This is a genomic window from Agromyces sp. LHK192, assembly GCF_004006235.1.
In the GTDB taxonomy this organism is placed as follows: Bacteria; Actinomycetota; Actinomycetes; order Actinomycetales; family Microbacteriaceae; genus Agromyces.
In genome coordinates this window covers 1,332,908-1,349,091 of sequence record NZ_CP034753.1, presented here as the reverse complement: position 1 = coordinate 1,349,091, position 16,184 = coordinate 1,332,908, and the positions used below count along the sequence as shown (strand labels likewise).

Below are 16,184 nucleotides of genomic sequence, written 5' to 3'. Positions count from 1 at the left end.
CATGAGCTCAGCGACGCTCGAGCAGCCGCCCGCACAGGCCGCCCCGATCTCCTCCTTCACGGTCACGTTCCTGATCCGCCGGTTCGACCCGGACGTCGACACCGAACCGCGCTGGCAGGACTTCGACGTCGAGATGTACCCGACCGACCGTGTGCTCGACGCGCTGCACAAGATCAAGTGGGAGCAGGACGGCTCGCTCACGTTCCGCCGGTCGTGCGCGCACGGCATCTGCGGCTCCGACGCGATGCGCATCAACGGGCGCAACCGCCTCGCGTGCAAGACGCTGATCAAGGACCTCGACATCTCGAAGCCGATCTACGTCGAGGCGATCAAGGGCCTGCCGCTCGAGAAGGACCTCATCGTCGACATGGAGCCGTTCTTCGCGAGCTACCGCGAGGTGCAGCCGTTCCTCCAGGCGAAGTCGGCACCCGAGCCCGGCAAGGAGCGCGTGCAGTCGGTCGCCGAGCGCGCGATCTTCGACGACACGACCAAGTGCATCCTGTGCGCCGCGTGCACGTCGAGCTGCCCCGTCTTCTGGACCGACGGCCAGTACTTCGGCCCCGCCGCGATCGTCAACGCGCACCGGTTCATCTTCGACTCGCGCGACGACGAGGCGAAGGTCCGCCTCGACATCCTGAACGACAAGGAGGGCGTGTGGCGCTGCCGCACGACCTTCAACTGCACCGAGGCCTGCCCCCGCGGCATCGAGGTGACGAAGGCCATCGCCGAGGTGAAGCAGGCGGTCATGCGCGGCCGCCCCTGATCGTCGCGCGAACCAGGGTTCGGCGCCGAGGCATCCGACCGGGATGCCGCAGCGCGGACATCGATGAAGGGCCGGTGCCACGAGCACCGGCCCTTCATCGTTCCCGGGTGTCCCCCTCTGGCCACCCGAGCTGCGGCCCCCCAGCCGCGCCTCGTCGGGGGCCCAGGGCGGCGGCCTTCGTCAGGCCACCGCCCTACTGCCCGGTCATCCGGCGGCGTCCCCTCTCCGTCGCCGGCTGATCGCGATCACGACGGCGATGCCGCCCAGCAGCAGCAGGCCCGCGCCCGCCCAGACCCACGGTCCGCCGGCGAAGCCGGTCGCCGCCATGGGCTGCGGCACCGAGACGGTCACCGACGAGTCGGCGCAGACGATCGGGTCGTCGGGGAAGTCCTGGTTGCCGTAGCAGACCTCTCCCGTGTTCACGATCGACGTCACCTTCGCCGTGGGCCTCAGGGTCACCTTCAGGGTCACCGGTGGCGCCGTGGTGATGTTCGGCCCGAGCACGCCCAGCAGGTCGCATCGGAGTGCTCCGCCGTAGCCGGCTCCGTCCTTGCCGGTCACCTCGCAGTTCTCCCAGCGCGGGAACGCGGGAGCCGGCTCCGTCGTGATCGCGTCGACCTTGAGGTCGGCCGGGATCTCGTCGAACAGGGTCACCGGGTCGGCGGCACCGATGCCGGTCGACGTCACCTGGAGCGTGTAGTCGAACGTGGATCCCGGCTTCGCCGTCGTCACGCTGGACGTCTTCTCGATGTCGAGCAGCGGCGGCCGCTCGATCGCGCAGGTCGGCAGCGCCTGCGGGTAGGCGGCGAGCACCGTCTGCGACGGGTTCACCGAGAACGTCACCGAGAGCGGCTCCTTGGTGATGATCCACGGGTTCGCGGGGTCACCGCTCGGCGTGTAGGTCTCACCGCGCCACGGGAACGTCGGCGTCGTCTCGTCCAGGATCAGGTCGAGGAACCTGGTACCGGGCACCACCGAACTCGGATCGGCGAGGTCGGCCTCCGTCACCGGACGCCAGCCCGGGAACTCGAACGGCACGCCGTTGCCGTCGACTTCCGCACCCGGCCACAGGAGTCGGCCGTCTCGGGCATCCCACGGGATGGTGTCGACCTGCGTGAGCGAGCCGTCGGCGCTGGTCCACGTGACGGTGATGTCACCCGGCTCGACGTTGTCCGTCGCCTGCACGTTGAAGTACAGCCATGGGACATCCGCGATGCATCGGACGTACGCGGCGGGCGCGACGCGCTTGACCGGAACCTCGGCTTCGGCGCAGTCGATGCCGTCGCCCTCCGCGGTGAGCGGGTCGGGGAACTCCACGCACGCCTCGTTCGGGATGGGCGTGTCATCGAGCGGCGGCACGTCCGGCGGCGGCGCGTTCGGGTCGACCGCCGGCGGGGTCACGATCGGCGGCTCCGGCAGCATCCGCACCGGGATCCGGATCTCGGTGACCAGGCCCTCCGGGTAGATCCCGGTGTACTCCGCCGCGAAGGCGCTGTCGGTGGGACCGGAGGTCTGCGTCCAGCCGGCGCCCGGGCTGAACGTGGCCGGGCCGGTGACCTCGAGCGTCGGGTCGATCTGGTCGGTGACCAGGAGCCCGTCGACCGCGTCGGCCAGGTTCGTGACCGTCAGCACCCACTCGAACTCGTCGCCCGACTCGACCGCCGTCTCGCCCTCGGCGAGTTCGGCCGCCTTCTCGATCTGGACGTCGAACTCCGGCGCGGTGTTCGTGATATCGCATCGGACCTGCTGTCCGGGCTCCAGCGTCAGGACGTCCACCGCGAGGTCGGCCGGCGCGTCGCCGTCGTTGGTCACGACACAGACCCACGGTCCGGGCTCGAAGAGCTCCCAGAACGGGAAGTCCGCGGACTCGCCCAGCAGGTAGGCCGTGTTGGCCTCCAGTTCGGCCGGGCCCGCGGTGCCCTGGCCCTCGAGCGCGACGACGTCGCCGTCGGTCGCCGTGAGCGTCCACAGCGTCGGCGGGTAGTCGGCGGCGATCTCGGCCGGCTCGACGGTCTTGACCAGTTCGAGCGTCGGCGGGATGTCGACGTTCTCGATCGTGCAGTCGACGGTCGCACCCAGCTGGGTCACGGTCAGCGTGGCGCTCACCGCACCCGGCGTGCTCACCAGGGTGAATGCGTCCTCGCCCTGCGGCGAGGTGCACGTCCAGGTCGCGTCGACCTCGTACTCCACGCCGTTCTCCCAGAGGACCGAGACCTCGTTGAGGGTGTAGCCGACGTTCAGCTCGACCGGGCCCGAGGCGGTTCCCGCGCCGCCGAACCCGTCGTCGGCGGCCGACGCCGACACGGTCCAGTCAGCCGCGACGCCGTCGCCGCCGTACTGGTTGTCGACGATCTTCTCGAGGTTGACGGTCTGCGTGCACTCGACCTCGTTCGTGATCGTGTACGTGTTGACCGTGGCGTCGAGCGTGTACGTGCCCGAGCCGTTGTCGTTCGGGTTCACGACGATGCAGCCCTCGGGCACGGTGACATCCGTCTCGCCGACCGCGACCTCGTCGCCGATGGCGAAGGGTCCTTCCTCGACGCCCCAGTCGACGTTCGTGCCGTCGATGGTGCCCTGCGCGGTGAAGCCGTCCGGCAGGTCGGGGTCGTTCCACGCGATCGGCTCACCGCCGTCGATGACCCAGTCCTTCAGGACCTCGACGAGCACCGGCACGTCGAAGCAGGCGTCGTCGGACCAGCTTCCGCCGGACACCACGGTCGCGGTGTTCAGCAGGCCCTGCCCGCCCTCGCCCTCGCAGACCAGCGACGGGTCGTCCTGCGCCTCGCCGACCGTGAATGCGATCGTCACGACGAAGGTGTGCGTCGCACCGCCGGCGAGCGGCTGGTCCTCGACGATGACATCGCTCGTCGGGCTCGCGCCGTTCCAGGCCGGGTTCACGGTGACGTCGCCGCTCGTGACCTCGCGGTCGGTGATGGTCACCGCGCCGGCGAAGTCGGGCTCGTCGATCAGGTCGTAGACGACCTGCAGGTCGGCGCTGCTGTTCGTCACCGTGATCTCGTACGTCGCCTCGAAGCCGTCACCGACCGCGGTCACCTCGCCGTCCGTCGTCTTGGAGATGATCGGACGGGCCGGGGTGTCGCAGCCGGTGTCGGACTGCGGCACGCCGTCACTGGTCAGCGTCGCCGTGTTGAGGAAGCCGACGTTCGGCTCCTCCTCCGTCGCGTCGCAGGTCAGCGTCGTCGGGTCCTCGAATGCGGCGGCGTCGACGTTCGCCGTGACCGTCACGGTGTACGTGTGCACCGCGTCGATGCCGATCACCTTCGGAGCCGGTCCGACGATGACCTCGGTCGGGTCGGCCTCGGGGTCGACCCACTCGCCGGTGTCGCCCTCGCCCGACCACTCGGCCGACTCGATGTCGATCGAGGGACCGAAGTTCAGGGTGTCCGACAGCGTGTACGTCGACACGAAATCGGAGTTGCCGGTCACCGTGATGTCGTACACGAGGGTCCACAGGCCGTCGCCGTCCTGCGTCACGGTCGGGTCGTCCTTCTCGACGGTCGGGCGTCCGCCCTCCTCGATCGAGGTGCAGTCGTCGGACTCGCGCTCGATCTCGCCGCTCGTGAGCAGCACGGAGTTGAAGAAGCCCTTGCCGGGGCCGACCTCGGCGTCGCACTCGCGATCCCCGGCCGGAAGGCCGGCGGGAACCGTGACGTTGAACGTCAGGGTGTACACCGCGGTGTCGCCGGCGAGGATCGGCACCGACGTCGCCAGGGTGATCGGTCCGCCGGGGTAGGCCACCGGGGCCGCCCCGTTGATCGAGACCGTGTTGTACACCACACCGCTCGCGAACGCCGGGGTGTCGGTGAGCGAGTAGTACGACGGCTTCGCACCCGGGTGCGAGTTGTCGACCGTGACCGTGTAGCTCACGTTCCACGAGGCATCCGGCTGCTGGGCAGCGGTCGCACCGCTCTTGACCACCGTCGGCGCGCTCGGCGCGTCACAGGCGGTGTCGGGCGTCGTGACGCCGCCGACCGTGAGGAGGCCCGCGTTGTTGAACGCTCCGTCGGCGTCATCGGCCGGGCACGCGGTCTGCGCGGGCGTGAGTTCGGGGCCCTCGACGGCGATCCCGGAGACCGTGATCAGCCAGACGTCGGAGCCGGCGCCGGCCAGGTAGCGGTCGACGACGAGGTCGCCGGAGCCGGCCCACGGCAGCGGAGCCGGCCCGCCGTTGAGCGTCACCGCGTAGGTGGCGCCGGTGAGGTCGATGCCCGCCCCGAAGTGCAGTTCGTCCTCGAGCGAGTACGGGCCGCCGATCGCGCCGCCGTTGGTGACGTCGATGCGGTACTGGATGCTCCAGGTGCCGTCGGCGGCCTGGGTCACCGAGCCGGGCACGACCGACTTCACGTGCGTGATCGTCGGCGGCAGCACCTGCACGCAGCCCGTCGCATCCTGCTCCTGGTTGCCGCTGACCAGCGTCGCCGTGTTGTTCAGGCCGGCGTCGCTCGGGCAGCGGTAGGCGCCGTCCTCGGCGTCGATGTCGACCGTGACGGTGATCTGGTACACGTGCGCGGCGGCGCCGCCCGCGAGGGAGACGTCATCGGCCAGCAGGGTGTTCGATCCGCCGTTCCAGCCGGCGACCGGGGTCACTCCCGGCGGCACCGAGATGATGTCCGGTCCGTCGGTGATCGTCACGGAGGCCGGCAGGTCGAGCTCGTCCTCCAGGTCGTAGATCACGCCGGTCGTGGCGGACGGGTTGGTAACCGTGATGGTGTACGGCAGCGTCCACGTTCCGTTGTTGTTGTCGACGGCGGTGCCGCCGACCTTGACGATCGTGGGTTTGACCGGCAGCACGCAGTCGGATGCCTCGTACGGCGTCTCGTTGACCGTCATGGTCGCGGTGTTGAGGAACCCGACGGTGCCCGGGGTGCCGCCGTCGCAGGCGGTCGGGCTCGTCCCGCCGAAGTTCGCCCCCGGTGCGACGGTCGCGTTCACCGTCACCTGCCAGGTGTGCGAGGAGTTCGGTGCGAGCGCAGGCTCGCCGGTGAACTCCTGCACGTCCGCGAACGGGACGGTCCATGCGGTCAGCGCTCCGAGCGTCGGCGTGATGCGCTGGTAGCTCGCACTGTTCACCGTGACGGAGGAGCCGAATTCGAGCTGGTCCTCGAGCGAGTAGGTCAGCGACGCGAAGGCGCTCGGGTTCGTGGCGACGATGTCGTACGTGATGTTCCACGAACCGTTCGCCTGGGGCACGGGCACCGCGGCGGTCTTCGTGATCGTCGGCACCACCGGACGGAGCGTGTTCGTCACGACGCAGTCCGCCTGGTCGCCCGGGTCGAGCGCGGGCAGGCTGGTGCCGTTGTTCGCGCCGGGTACGCCGTTCAGGGTGCAGTTCCAGACGCCGGGCAGGAACTGGTCGGCGTCGGGGAGGCTCGTCGACTCAGCCAGCGTGATGGGCAGGCCTGCTTCGATCTCGACGTAGCCGCCGGTGGTGCCGGCGACCGGTCCGACGGGCGTCCCGCCGAGCGGGGTCGCGCTCAGCATCCAGTTCGTCGGGGAGACGCTCGAGCCGACCACCTCCTTGACGAGGCGGATCTTCGGCGGGATGGGGTCGTTGGAGACGATGCACGTGCCCGCGCCGAGCGCGGGGAGCGTGATCGTGTCGGTGTCCACGAACGGCCCCGAGTTGCCGACGCGGCACTGGATGCCGGTCTGCTCCCAGCCGGGGAGTCCACCGCTCTCGGAGATCGTGTAGGCGTGGCCGGGCCGGACCATCACGATGCCGCCGCTCGTGGTGTTCGCCGGCGCGAGGCCGGGCACCGACGGCGTGTCGGACGGCGTCGCGGTCAGGTTCCACGCCGACGGGTCGCCGGGGATGCCGTCCTCGTTGGTCGTGTCCTTGATCAACGTCAGCAGGGCGGTCTGGTTCACCGCGGTGCATTTCACCCGGAGTCCGAGGAAGACGATGACACCACCGTTGGCGCCGTCCGCGAAGCCGGGGATCACGTTGCCCTGGGCGTCGACCTGCACGCAGAACCAGCTGCCGGTCGCCGGCGGGGTCGGCTCGGCGCCCTCGGTGAGCGTCTGGACGTAGCGCGGGTCACCCGACTCGGTGAGCACGTACCGCACGTTCGGGGTCACCGGGGCGGTTGCCCCGGGCGTTCCGGACGCGCCGTTCGGCCCGGGAAGGGCGCCCCCGGGTGCGACGGCGTCGAGCACCCAGGAGGTGACGGGCGATGTGCCGTTCGCGACGGACTTCTCCAGGGTCAGTTGAGCGTCGCACTGGATCGTGTTGGTGATCCGGTAGGTGTTGGCCCCCGCGTTCAGCGTCGGCGAGTACGGCAGGGCGGCGTCGACACCGGCGCCGTTGGCCTGCGTGACGCGGCTGCTCACCACTCGGCACAGGTCGCGGTTGCCGAACTGCACCGGCGTCTCGTTGATCTGCACCGTGCCGCCGGAGGTGAACCCGGTGCGCGTCGTGCCCCAGTCCTGCGCGCTGCCGTCGAGCAGCAGGCCCGCCGAGATGCCGACCGGCTGGCTGCCGTTGGGGAACGTCTGGCCGTTGACGACCCACTGCTTCTCGACCGTGACGTCGGCCTGCGGCTGGGGCGGCCGGTTCCACACCGTACAGGTGACGGCGACGGTCGGATCCACGCCGACCGTGAACCCGGTCGCGCCGATGTTGGTCACGGGCACGGATGCCCCGTTGTCGAGGCGCGAACACACCGCGTTCTGGCCGCCCGTGGTCACGATCGAGTATCCCGGCTGCACCGTCTCGGTGATGTTGACCGAGCCGGTCGTGCCCGACGTGGCGAACTGGAGCGGGAAGTTCACCGCACCGGTGCCGTCGGTCAGGCCGTCCTGCGACGCCGGGGTCACGCCGGGCGACGACGTCTGCGCCGTGAACTCCCAACCCGGGGTCGGGGTGGCACCGGTCTTCTGCTCGCCGGTCGTGCCCGCGGCGACGACCTGCTTGACGACGGACACCGAACCCTCGCAGTCGCCGAGCGCGAGGTTGCGCAGCGCCGTGCCGGCCTCGGCGTAGTCGTCGGTCTGGTAGTAGTCGGAGTTCACCGTCGGGCCGGAGATCGCGACCAGGTTGTCGGGCGAGCCGCCGATGCCGGCACCGACGCCGACCGCGACCATGCGCGTGCCGAGCGCCTTCACGGCGTTGGCGGAGAAGATGCCGTTCTCGACCTCGCGGAATCGGGTGCGGTTGCCCGGGCCCTCATCGTTGCCGTACACCGTCGGGTTGCCGTCGGTGAGGATCACGGCGAGGTCGTAGGAGACGCCGCTCGCCGCGACCTGCGAGATGCCGCGGTCCCAGTTGGTCGCCTCGACCGGGGTGCCGAACCCGTCGATGTGGTTCTTCACCGTATTTCCGCCGGCCGGCGTCGATACCGCGGTGATGCCGAGGTTGGACCCGACGCTCGCCGGGGCGACGTTGTTGAACGTGAAGATGCCGACGCGCGACGGGGTGCCAGTCAGTGCATCGACGAAGCCCTTCGCGGCGTTCTTCAGCTGCGTCTCGTACGGGGCGACCGACCCGGAGAGGTCGATGATGAGCGCGACGTCGATGCCGCACTGCTGGACGCCTGGCGGGTTGTTGCGCGAGTTCTGCCAGATGCCGCCGGAGGCCCGGTTGTTGTCATTGCCCGTGGCGATCATGAAGTTCGCCTGGGAGGTCTGCGACGAGCCGCTGGTGACGGCCGCGGTGATGAACCGGTACGGCGCCGAAGCCGGCGACGTGCCGATGGCGAGGGTGTCGTTCGAGAACCAGCCGCCCGGGACGTCGTTCGGCGGGGTGCGCTGGATCACGAAGTACGTCGCGCCGGTGGGCTGGGGCACGGTGAAGGTGCAGACGCCCGCGGCGGTCGAGGTGCAGACCGACCAGGGCTGGCCGACCGGAGCGCCCGGGGCGCCGCCGACGTTCGTCCAGAGCTCGAGCTGCACGTCGCCGAGACCCGACACGCTCGCGGGTCCGGTGCGGTCGCCGCCGACCTGGACGGTGATGGTGGCCGGCTCGATGAACTCCCACTCGAACGTGCAGTTCGCGAACTTCTGCGTGGGCGAACCATTCGTGTTGCTGTAGGTGACGGTGCGAGCGCCTTCGTTCCAGGTGGGGTCGCCGCCACCTGATCCACCGGTGGTGCAGGTGAAGTCCTGGAGCACGTATCCGGCCGGCGCGGCGTCGGCGTAGAGCGTGTACGTCGCGTTCCGGGGCACTGAGCGCGTCACGCCCGAGACGAAGTTGTAGTTGTCGCTGTTGCTCGAGCGGATCGCGTGGAGGTCCCAGTCGTTCGGGCCCGCGGTTCCGCCGTTGACGTCGTTGGTGATCGTGAGGTTCGCGCAGTTCGTCGTGCAGTTCGCGGTGTCCGCCGGGTAGACGGCCATCGGCGTGATCAGTCCGGGGCCGAGGTCGTCGGCCGGGGGCACGGTCGCTTCATCGGCAGGCGGCGCCTGCTGGTTCTCCGCAGGGGGCTCGGTCTTCGGCTCCTCGGTCGCAGGCTCCTCGACCGGGGCCTCCGTCTTCGGCTCCTCCACCGGCGGCTCGGCCGGCGGCTCCGACGCGGGCTCCTCGACCGGGGCTTCCGTCGACGTCTGCTCGGTCGCCTCCGTCCCGGCATCCGTCTTCGCGGTCTCGGTCGACGTCGTCGCCGGGTCGACCGGCGTCTCGCCGGCGAGCGCGACGGTGGGCAGGCCGAGCGCCAGCATGGCGGCGATGGTCGCCGAGGCGATCGCCGCGGTCACGCCGCGGCGGCGACGATGTTCACGCTCCCGCCGCGAGCGTCGAGTCGGAAGGGAGTGCTCGGGATTCGTTCGGGTCGTCATCGCCTCGTACCTTCGCCGTGCGCATCCCACCCCAAGGGGATACGCGATCGGCGTCAGTCAACCAGTCGGCGAGCCAACCCGACAGATCCTCATCGCCACCAAAAGGGGTGCCACCCGAACGGGGGGCACCCGAATCGGGCGCGGTGATTCGACCCCCTCGCCCGGGTGCGTCGACGAGCGGGTCGATTGCTGCCTGTACGTGTTACCGAACGGTGTCGCGCCTCCCCCGCTGTCCCGCGACGGCGCGCGTGAGCGCCGCACCCAACAGCAACAGCACCGCCGCCCAGGGCACGAGGCCCGAGGCATCCGTGCCGGTACCGGCGATCTGGTTCGTGCCCGAGCCGACCGCGCCGGGCGTGGTGCCCGGGGTGCCCGACGGCCTCGACGGCTGATCGGGCGCCGCATTGCAGTTCGGTGTCGGCGGCGGGTACGCCGTGATGACGTCGGTCGACGGGTTCACGCGGATCTCCACGACGGCCTGATCGCGCAGGTCGTAGAACGGCGCCGCCGGGTCGAGGATCCAGGTGCCGTCGGGCAGCAGGGTCCAGCCCGGCCAGTCCGTCGGGTTGTTCTGGGCGTCGACCTCGGCCCCCGGCCAGAGCTGGCTCCCCGAGACCGGATCGCCGGATGTCCAGCCCGGCGGCAGCGTGACGTAGTCCACCTGGGACGCACCGTCGGCGAGGATGGCCGCCTCATCGCCGGCCGGGATCGAGGGATCGTGAGCGGCGTACGCCGCGGGCGTCCACCAGATCAGGGCCACGACCGGAAGGCCGTCCATGTTCTCGGGCGTGATCGAATAGGTGAAGTACGGCGTGTCGTTGATGCACTGCGCGAAGCCGTCGAGCAGGACCGACTTGACCGGCGTCGTGGTCTCGTCGCACGCGACGAGCGGCGCAGCCTCGCCCTCGGGCGCGGGCGCGGCCTCGACGCAGACCGAGTTCACGAGGTCGGGGATCGGCAGCGCCGGGTCGGGCTGGGCCAGGTCGCCCACCTCGACGTCGAACGTGAACGTCGCACCGGGGTAGGCGATCGGCCCGAACGGACCGGGCGCCGTCTGGCTGAACGACACCTCGCCCTCGACCGACTCGTCGACCTCCCAGCCGGCGGGGGCGACCGCCGACCCCGTGACGTAGGTCGTTCCGGCCGGGATCACGTCGGTCACGATCGGGCCGTACACCGGATCCGTCCGGTCGTTCCACACGTTCACCGTGTAGGTGATGACGTCCGGAGGGGCGTCGCCCGAGTCCACCGGGTTCTCCCCGCCCTCGTGCGACCACAGCTTCTCGATCGCGAGCGCGGGATCGGCGACCGGGTGATCGGTCGTGCATTCCGGTTCGCCGGGGGTCTCCGGCGGAAGCATCCCGCCGGCCTCCGGGCACCGGCCGGGTGGCGTGGGCGTGACGACGTTGTCGAGGCTCGCGCCCTGCGCGTCGGCGTCGACCACCACGCTGAACGTGACGGATGCCTGGGTGCCCGGGTCGAGCTGGGCGATCGCCCACGTCAGCACGGATCCCGACCTGGTCAGGCCGGCGGGCAGCGGCTCCTGCAGCACGGCGTCGTCGAGCACGCCCGTCAGGTCGTCGAGCACCACGGCGTTCACGACGGTCGCCTCCGACGGGTTGTACGCGTGGAGCGTGTACGTGACGAGATCACCCGGATGCACCGTGGTCCCGCTCGGCGGCACCGACGTCTTCCACGCGGTGAACTCCGGCGTCGGATGCTCCGTACCGCACGGCTCGGGACAGTTGGTGAGCACCAGGTTGCGCAGCACCGTGCCCGGCAGCACGTCGTCATCCACCGTCACCCGGTAGGTGATGAGCAGCGTCTGCCCCGGCTCGAGCGTGTCGATCGAGACGACCAGCCGGTCGGGTTGGCCGTTCCACACGGCCGAGACACCGGCCGGTGGCGACACGAGGCCGTCGAACGTGACGTACGGAGCGAGCTGCGAGATGTCGTCGAGCACCTCGAGATCGGTCGCCGCCGGGCCGCTCACGTGCTCGACCGTCAGCGTGTAGTCGATCACGTCACCGGGGTCCACCGCGCTGCCGCTCGCGGGGTCGGAGGACTTCGTCACCTCCCAGACGGGTTCCACGGGTTCGTCCGGCTCGTTGACGACCGTGCAGTGCACGGTCTTCTCGGCGAGTGCGGTGACGCGCCAGCCGAGGTCCCCGACCAGCTGCACGGGCACGCCCGGTCCGTGGGCGCCGATGCGGCAGGCGACCCCCGTCATCGTGTAGCCGTCGCGATCCTCTTCGCTGAACTCGACCTGACGGCCGCCGTCGCCGATGCGGTCGACCGTGAAGGGCGAGGTCGCACCGCCGCCGCCGGTCGTACGGGTCGAGGGCGTCACGTCGTCGGACTCGGCGGCGAAGGTCCAGCCACCGGCAGGCGACCCGTCGACGACCTTGTGCACGATCACCTCGCCACGGCACTTCTCGGGGTCGTGGCCGCCCGGTTCGCCGCCGTGACCGCCGTGGCCGCCGGATGAGCCGCGCGCCGACGTCAGGTCGGAAGCACCGGACTCGTCACGGGGGCACCGGTCATCGGGCGTGCAGTCGTCCTTCCCGCCCTTCGAACGCCGGTCCTCGCACTCGTCGACGGGCGTGCAGTCGTCCTCGCCGCCCTTCGATCGCTGGTCCTCGCACTCGTCGACGGGCGTGCAGTCATCCTTCCCGCCCTTCGAACGCCGGTCCTCGCACTCATCGACGGGTTTCGGGTCGGATCCCTTTCGGGCGTCCGCGGCGGTCGAGTCGGTCGCGTGCACGGTCGCGGCCGCGGCATCCGGTGCGGGTGCCGGCGCTGGTGCCGGCGCCGGTGCGGGCGCGGACTCCGGCGCTGGTGCCGGTGCGGGCTCAGGGGCAGGAGCAGGTTCCGGCACCGGCGCGGGCTCCGGCGCAGGCGCCGGTTCCGGTGCGGGCGCGGGCTCCGGCGCAGGCGCCGGTTCCGGTGCGGGCGCGGGCTCCGGCGCAGGCGGCGGCTCCGGTGCCGGCGCGGGCTCCACCGCGGGGGCGGCCGCCGGATCGACCGCGACGGCAGCCGCCGGATCGACGCCCTCCTCCGCCGACGCGACCGCCGGAACGCCGAACAGGACGAGCCCTCCGATGACGACGGCTGCGACCGCCGCGAGCGCACGGCCATGCGTTCGCCGTGCAGTTCCACGCTGAGGTCTGGCAGTGCTGGACATGAGTGCCTCCGTCGATGTCGGAGCCGGCTCGAATCGGGTCAGCCCTCCCACGATCCCACCGAACGATCCGAAACCCAAGATTTCCTGAAGAAATTCCCCACGAATTGGGGCCATTGCCCCGTGATTGCCTGACTTTTCGAGATTGGACGCTCCGTTTCGCAGCTCCGTGAGGGCCTCCGACCCGATGATCACGCCGGCTTCCCTCGCCGCCGCGCCCGCCTCGCTATCGTGTGCGTGTGGGTGATCGCACGCCGGGGGGCGGTGAGGAGGCGCGCGCGGGCGCGCCCGCCGACGACGACCGCGAGACCCAGGCCGAGCGGCTGACCTCCACAGGACAGGACCTCCGGGAGCGGTTCGACCCGCAGATCCAGCAGGTGACGAAGCTCACGCAGCGCACGATGGCGCTCTTCCCGGTGCGGGTGTGGCGGCACTTCCTCGCGCAGAACGGCTTCATCCTCTCGTCGGGCATGAGCTACCAGTCGCTGTTCGCGGTGTTCGCCGGCATCTACGTCGTGTTCGCGATCGCCGGGCTCTGGCTCATCAACTCCCCCGACCTGATGGACGCCTTCGTCAGGCTCGTGAACACGCTCGCGCCGGGCCTCATCGGGCCCGACGGCGTCGTCACCGAGGACGCCCTCACCCAGATCGCCGAGAACAGCACGGGAGTGGTCGGCTGGACGGGCGCGATCGCCCTGGGCAGCTTCATCTGGACGGCGATCGGATTCGTGACGTACGCGAGGATCGCCGTGCGGAGCATGTTCGGGCTCCCGAAGGACACCCGGTCGTACACGCTCCTGAAGGCCCGCGACTTCGTCGCGGCCCTGGCGTTCGGCCTCACCCTGTTCGTGGCGACCGTGCTGTCGATCATCACGACGAGCTTCATCGACTGGGGGCTGGGCCTGCTCGGCTGGGACCTCGAGTCGCGGACGAGCACCTTCTTCGTCCAGACCGGCGCGTTCATCGTGGTGTTCGCCATCGACACGCTCGCGCTCGCGGCCCTGTTCCGGTTCCTGTCGGGTGCGGCGATGCCCTGGCGCAGGATGTGGGCCGGGTCGCTGCTCGGCTCGGGCGGGCTCACCGTGATCCAGCTGTTCAGCTCGGTCGTGCTCGCGTTCACCAGCTCGAACCCGCTGCTGACGACCTTCGCCGTCTTCATCGGGCTCCTGCTGTGGTTCCGGGTCACGAGCATCGTGATCCTGGTCGCGGCGTGCTGGGTCGCCGTCGAGGCATCCGATCGCAACGAGTCGCTCCGCTCGGTGACGGCCGAGCAGCTGGAGTTCGAGCGTCGTCAGCAGGAGCACGCCGCGCTCGTCACCGCGGCGCAGGTCAAGGTGCGGATGTCACGCGAGGAGCTCGAAGGCGCGGGGTGGTTCGGTCGACTCTCCGCGCGCCGTGCACTCGACCGCGCCGAGGCCGAGCTCGCGGAACTCGAGGCCTCGCCGCCGGAGGCTCCGCCCCGACCGCAGGCGCCGTGGTCGTCGGCCGGCTCCCGGCAGAAGGATGTCGGACCGCTCCCGTAGGATCGGACGCATGCCCTCGAAGCCCCTGCGCATCGCCACCGCCAACGTGAACGGCATCCGGGCGGCCTACCGGAGGGGCATGGGCGCGTGGCTCGACGCACGCGACATCGACATCCTCGCGCTGCAGGAGGTCCGGGCCTCGACCGACGACCTGACCGGCCTCCTCGGCGACGGCTGGGACGTCCTGCACGACCCGGCCTCGGCGAAGGGTCGCGCCGGCGTCGCGATCGCGAGCCGCAACGCGGCCCACATCCACCGCGTCGAATTCGGCACGACCGACTTCGACACCGCAGGTCGCTGGCTCGAGGCCGACTACGAGGTGGGCGGGCGCATCGTCACGGTCGTGAGCGCCTACGTGCACACCGGCGAGGCCGACACCCCGAAGCAGGTCGAGAAGTTCCGCTTCCTCGATGCGATGGAGGCCCGGCTGCCCAAGCTCGCCGAGCACAGCGAGTACGCCGTCGTGATGGGCGACCTCAACGTCGGCCACCGCACGCTCGACATCAAGAACTGGAAGGGCAACCTCAAGAAGGCCGGGTTCCTCCCCGAGGAGCGCGCGTATTTCGATCGGTTCGTCGGCGCCGAGGGCGAGGACGGCTACAACGACGGTGCCGGGCTCGGCTACGTCGACGTCGGCCGGAAGACGGCCGGCGAGGTCGCGGGCCCGTACACGTGGTGGAGCTGGCGCGGCAAGGCTTTCGACAACGACGCCGGCTGGCGCATCGACTACCAGCTCGCCACCAAGGCGCTCGCCGACACCGTCGTGAACGCCGTCGTCGACCGTGCCGACGCGTACGACGAGCGATGGTCCGACCATTCGCCCCTCGTCGTCGACTACGCCATCTGATCCCTCCCGCCGTCCCTCCGACGCCCCGTGCGTCACTCTCCGGATTCGAGGACCACCCCATGACCTCCGCACGCCCCATCGTCTTCTCCGGCATGCAGCCGTCCAGCGGCTCGCTGCACCTCGGCAACTACCTCGGCGCCCTCGTCAACTGGGTCGCCCTGCAGGACGAGTTCGACCCCATCTACTGCGTCGTCGACCTGCACGCGATCACCGTGGCGCAGAACCCGGCCGAACTGCAGGAGCAGACCCGGCTCACCGCCGCGCAGTACCTCGCTGCCGGTGTCGACCTCGAGCGGTCGACCCTCTTCGTGCAGTCGCACGTGCCTGCGCACGCCGAGCTCGCGTGGGTGCTCAGCACCATCACCGGCTTCGGCGAGGCCAGCCGGATGACGCAGTTCAAGGACAAGTCGGCCAAGCAGGGCGCGGATGCCACGACGGTCGGCCTGTTCACCTATCCGGTGCTCATGGCGGCCGACATCCTCCTGTACGACACGAACCTCGTGCCCGTCGGCGACGACCAGCGCCAGCACCTCGAGCTCACGCGCGACCTCGCGGGCCGGTTCAACACGCGGTTCGGCGACACGTTCCCGATGCCGGAGGCGTTCATCCCGAAGGAGGCCGCCCGGATCTACGACCTCCAGGACCCGTCGTCGAAGATGTCGAAATCCGCGGCGTCCGACGCCGGGTTGGTCTCGTTGCTCGACGACCCCGCCGTCACGGCCAAGAAGTTCAAGAGCGCGGTCACCGACGCCGAGCGCGAGATCCGTTACGACCCGAAGGCCAAGCCGGGCATCTCGAACCTGCTCGACATCTATTCGACCATCACCGGCACGCCGATTCCGGAGCTCGAGCAGGCGTTCGCCGGCCGTGGCTACGGCGACCTCAAGAAGGAGCTCGCCGAGGTCGTCGTCGAGCGGATCGCGCCGATCCGGGCGCGCACGCTCGAACTGATGGAGGATCCCGCCGAACTCGACCGCCTGCTCGCGGTCGGCGCAGACAAGGCCGCCGAGCGTGCCGAGCGCAAGCTGGCCCAGGTGTACGACCGCGTCGGCTTCGTGCGCCGCGCGCGCGGTTGACGGG

General features: G+C 70.4%; 6 protein-coding genes. 4 read left to right on the top strand and 2 right to left on the bottom strand.

Translation table 11 applies throughout. The features are described 5' to 3' along the window. Window position 1: 1 nt before the first annotated feature. On the top strand, window positions 2–763 hold the full coding sequence (locus ELQ40_RS05965) for a succinate dehydrogenase iron-sulfur subunit (protein WP_127792860.1): 762 nt from the start codon (window positions 2–4) through the stop codon (window positions 761–763). A gap of 204 nt (window positions 764–967) precedes the next feature. Here the strand turns inward: ELQ40_RS05965 and ELQ40_RS05960 are convergent, their stop codons facing one another. Continuing rightward, window positions 968–9,472: a hypothetical protein gene (locus ELQ40_RS05960; protein ID WP_127792859.1), complete on the bottom strand. Its 8,505-nt coding sequence runs from the start codon at window positions 9,470–9,472 to the stop codon at window positions 968–970. 283 nt (window positions 9,473–9,755) lie between these two features. Next, window positions 9,756–12,317: a DUF11 domain-containing protein gene (locus ELQ40_RS05955; protein ID WP_164863490.1), complete on the bottom strand. Its 2,562-nt coding sequence runs from the start codon at window positions 12,315–12,317 to the stop codon at window positions 9,756–9,758. Window positions 12,318–12,973: 656 nt separating this feature from the next. On the opposite strand from ELQ40_RS05955, the gene ELQ40_RS05950 reads away from it, so the two are divergent. The 3 genes from ELQ40_RS05950 to trpS are packed head-to-tail and all read left to right on the top strand — an operon-like array spanning window position 12,974 to window position 16,180. After that, complete coding sequence (locus ELQ40_RS05950; protein ID WP_240665965.1) at window positions 12,974–14,257, top strand: YihY/virulence factor BrkB family protein; 1,284 nt, start codon at window positions 12,974–12,976, stop codon at window positions 14,255–14,257. Window positions 14,258–14,267: 10 nt separating this feature from the next. Continuing rightward, window positions 14,268–15,104 carry an exodeoxyribonuclease III gene (locus ELQ40_RS05945; RefSeq protein WP_127792857.1) on the top strand — a complete coding sequence of 279 codons (837 nt, stop codon included), beginning with the start codon at window positions 14,268–14,270 and terminating at the stop codon, window positions 15,102–15,104. Between the two features lie 59 nt (window positions 15,105–15,163). Next, window positions 15,164–16,180 (top strand): tryptophan--tRNA ligase, encoded by a 1,017-nt coding sequence (gene trpS, locus ELQ40_RS05940; RefSeq protein ID WP_127792856.1) that lies wholly within the window; start codon window positions 15,164–15,166, stop codon window positions 16,178–16,180. The last annotated feature ends 4 nt before the right edge of the window (window positions 16,181–16,184 follow it).